A 3,264-nucleotide genomic window follows, 5' to 3' on the forward strand; every position below is an offset into this window, starting at 1 on the left:
CTGATGTTCGCTATATCGTGGTCGCTAAAACGTTACATTCATAACTAAAATCACAGAGTGCTAAAACCTCTAATGAAAATTTATCATAAATTTTCATAGATTTCCATGATGTACTTATACACTGGAGTATCAACTTTTTCTTCGTCTAAATCCAAAGTAAATTCAAAACCCATCCTATTAAGTAAAAACACTACTACATATAAACCAATTGAACTAAATAAGATAATATCTGCTTGTTTATAATTAGAAATCGTAGGTTTTAACTCGAATAAATTAACATACTTTTTAAAAATCATCTTTATATTCTCTTTTAGTTCATCTTGATCAAATAACATAGGGCTATCCCATTCTAAGTCCTCTATTAACGTCTCATTAAATAATTGATGATCATATATGAAATAGTTCTGGCCAGTTAGATCATCTGTTAAGAATAATAATGATTTTGTAATGACTATGACAGGGATCTCTTTACTCATTATTTGCAGTAACTCTTTCATTTTCAGCTGTTCATGTGGACTTAAATATAGTTCAGGGTACATATAAAATATAATCTTTTGACTGTGAATAGACTTTTGAAAGTGTTTATTTAAAATTGGCAATATTGATTGAGCGTGATTAAGGAAGGTGTTTGTGCCTTCAAATGTAACAGATCCATCATCAAACTCAAGCATCCTAATGAACGTTTCTATAGTAAATTTATTCAACTTAACTGGATAGCCTTCTAAGGTGTGTGTTGTTAAGTCCTCAGCTAATACATTAATCGAGTTCAAATAACCATTAGTCTCAATATTATTTAAAACTTCTGTTTTGATCTGATTTTTCAAGTACGACTTCGCTCCTAATTTAACCTCATTAATAAGGGATTCATTAGAAAGTTTTAAAGCTTGTAAATATTTATAATGAACATCCTCATAGTCATTATACAAATCTTTGATTGCTAGTTCGTCCTTGCTTTTCGAGCGAGGTTGAAAATATTGAACAATTGCTTCAACGAATTTTTCTTCTGATGTAGTATAATTAACAAATAATGAACTATAACTTGATAAATTTAATTGAAATTTGTCACCACCAAAGTGAACTTCCCACTTTTCATTCATCAAATCCTCCTAAAACTCTATCGTTCTATTGTCACCTAGAATTTCAATATTTCGATCTTCTTCTCCTACTAAAATCTTCATACCTTCGAATTGTTTCTCTGTAATAACCATTGCCCTTACATGTCCTTCTTTGGGGAGGTATCTTTTCACATGGTTAATCGTACCTTGTGCTGACTCCTTATTTATGCATGATTTGATATAAATTGAGTATTGCATCATTAAAAAACCTTCTCTAATTAATTGTTTCCTAAACTTTGTATAGACCCTTATTTGAGCTTTCGTCTCTACTGGTAAATCAAACATTATTAATACCCTCACAAACCTATAACTCATGAAAACTTAATTTTTCTATATTAGGCAATTTTAATTTCTCTGATTTACCAGTTTCGAAAGCGTCAAATAAGGAATTTATAAATAACTCTATGGAACGTATAACTGTTTGTGATTGATTATTGACTTGGATTTTAGCATGTAGGAGGTTAATTAATTCAATTCTATATTCTTTCGTGAGGTAACCTTCTGGAGGCTTTTTAATAACAAAGTGATCAACAATAGGTCGATAAGGTTCAATTAAATCAGAAGCTAGATTGTGGGGATTTCGATGACCAATATGATGTATGCCTAGTCCAGGAATCAGACCTTTGGCGACTATTGTCCTTGCAATCGCAGAATGTAAAATAGAGTATCCGTAATTCAAAGCAGCGTTTTCAACATAATCATCATTGTCACGTCGATAATCATGACCAAAAAAACTATTAAAATATATACGCGCAGCCTGACCTTCAATGTTATGTTCATCACCCGGTGATATATAGCTTTTTAAGTCTTGCATTTTCTCAACACGATGTAATTCAACTAAATTCTTTAACATAACTTGCATTTGATTATGGACCTTCTTCCTAATTATTGCTTGCCACATTAGATTTTTCATTTCATCAGTCCAATTTAATTGCTTCATCATTTGTTTATATTGGCCATAATGGCCTGACACAGGTTGAATTATACACTCTGGTAAATACTGCTGGTTACAGAGTAAAACTAATATATTATTCTTTGATAACTCAACCATCAACCGTGTTGATAACTTACAAGATAAATCTTCAATAACTAAGGCGAAAATATCATTCAAGGGGACTTTCACATCCAAGTCCCCTTGATAAACCCTTAAATTGTCCAAGTGTAATGACAATTGGTCAACTTGACTCACGTGTACAACTCGCCAACCCATAAAATCATCCTAACCTTTTGGATATTCAAACTTAAGTTTTTCTCGGTTGACATATTCTTTTCCTAAAATGTCTGTTGTTATTTTATAGAAATTGTGTGTGTTATTTCCGATAGTTTTCACAATACGATTATACCTTAATTCATTAAAATCACAGTGTTCCTTATAATTATTTTCGACTTTATCGAACTCTACTCTGTTAAGATTGTCATTATTCACCCCTATTAATCTATACTTCTCATCATTCAATGAACAAACATCATTCGTGTATAAACTAAACAAAAAAAACTCTTCAGATCTTATTCCCTTCTCTGTCAACTTATCCTTGTAATGGTTTTCTTGAATCTGATATTTTTCACCGACATCCTTCAAATCATTATAACGAACGGTCACGAATTTATATTTCCCGTCATCCCAATAGACATCCATTCGAAACGGTTTGATCGATTGATTGACCACTTTTTTATTTTTAGGGTTAAATTTATGTGATACGTCCTTATGTGTTTTCAGCTTATCCCCATAAAACTTAACACTTTTGATCGGGGGACCGTTACCTTTTCTGCTATATTTCCGTACGTAATCGCCAGTTTCTTCGTAGTATTTATGCAGCGGATTTTTAACCTCACTGTATTGCTCAATAACTTGAATTAGTTTTTCAAATGTTTGAGGATCATGTTGATACATCAATAGCTTCTCCGGTTTCTTCTTAATCTTATCAACCAGTTTAGTCTGGTCCTTGTCATATAAATTTCCTACCTTCTCAACCACATATTCCTCACCATCATATTCACGCGTCGAATATAATGTATCATTCATCAGTTGACGGTTTGGTTTCATATCAACCTTATGTGAATACTTGTAACGATCGTAATCTTTAATAGCTTTCACTTTATTCATTCGGTTATTGAATGACTCCAAGAAATCACTATCATCAATCACTTC

The 3,264-nt window shown here is 32.0% G+C and carries 3 protein-coding genes and 1 pseudogene; all 4 read right to left on the minus strand.

The genetic code is table 11. From position 1 onward, the window contains the following. Nucleotides 1-83: 83 nt before the first annotated feature. Nucleotides 84-1,097 (minus strand): hypothetical protein, encoded by a 1,014-nt coding sequence (locus A194_RS0115520; RefSeq protein ID WP_017187711.1) that lies wholly within the window; start codon nt 1,095-1,097, stop codon nt 84-86. Nucleotides 1,098-1,106: 9 nt separating this feature from the next. Then, a complete protein-coding gene (gene cas2, locus A194_RS0115525; RefSeq protein ID WP_017187712.1) occupies nt 1,107-1,400 on the minus strand; it encodes a CRISPR-associated endonuclease Cas2 in 294 nt (97 codons plus the stop codon). A 19-nt stretch (nt 1,401-1,419) separates the two neighbouring features. Continuing rightward, nucleotides 1,420-2,325 (minus strand): type II CRISPR-associated endonuclease Cas1, encoded by a 906-nt coding sequence (gene cas1 / locus A194_RS0115530; protein WP_017187713.1) that lies wholly within the window; start codon nt 2,323-2,325, stop codon nt 1,420-1,422. 9 nt (nt 2,326-2,334) lie between these two features. Further along, nucleotides 2,335-3,264, minus strand: a pseudogene (locus tag A194_RS0115535) (type II CRISPR RNA-guided endonuclease Cas9); the annotation flags it as partial.

Origin of the sequence: Alkalibacillus haloalkaliphilus C5, from assembly GCF_000269905.1 — a bacterium.
Lineage (GTDB): Bacteria > Bacillota > Bacilli > Bacillales > Alkalibacillaceae > Alkalibacillus > Alkalibacillus haloalkaliphilus_A.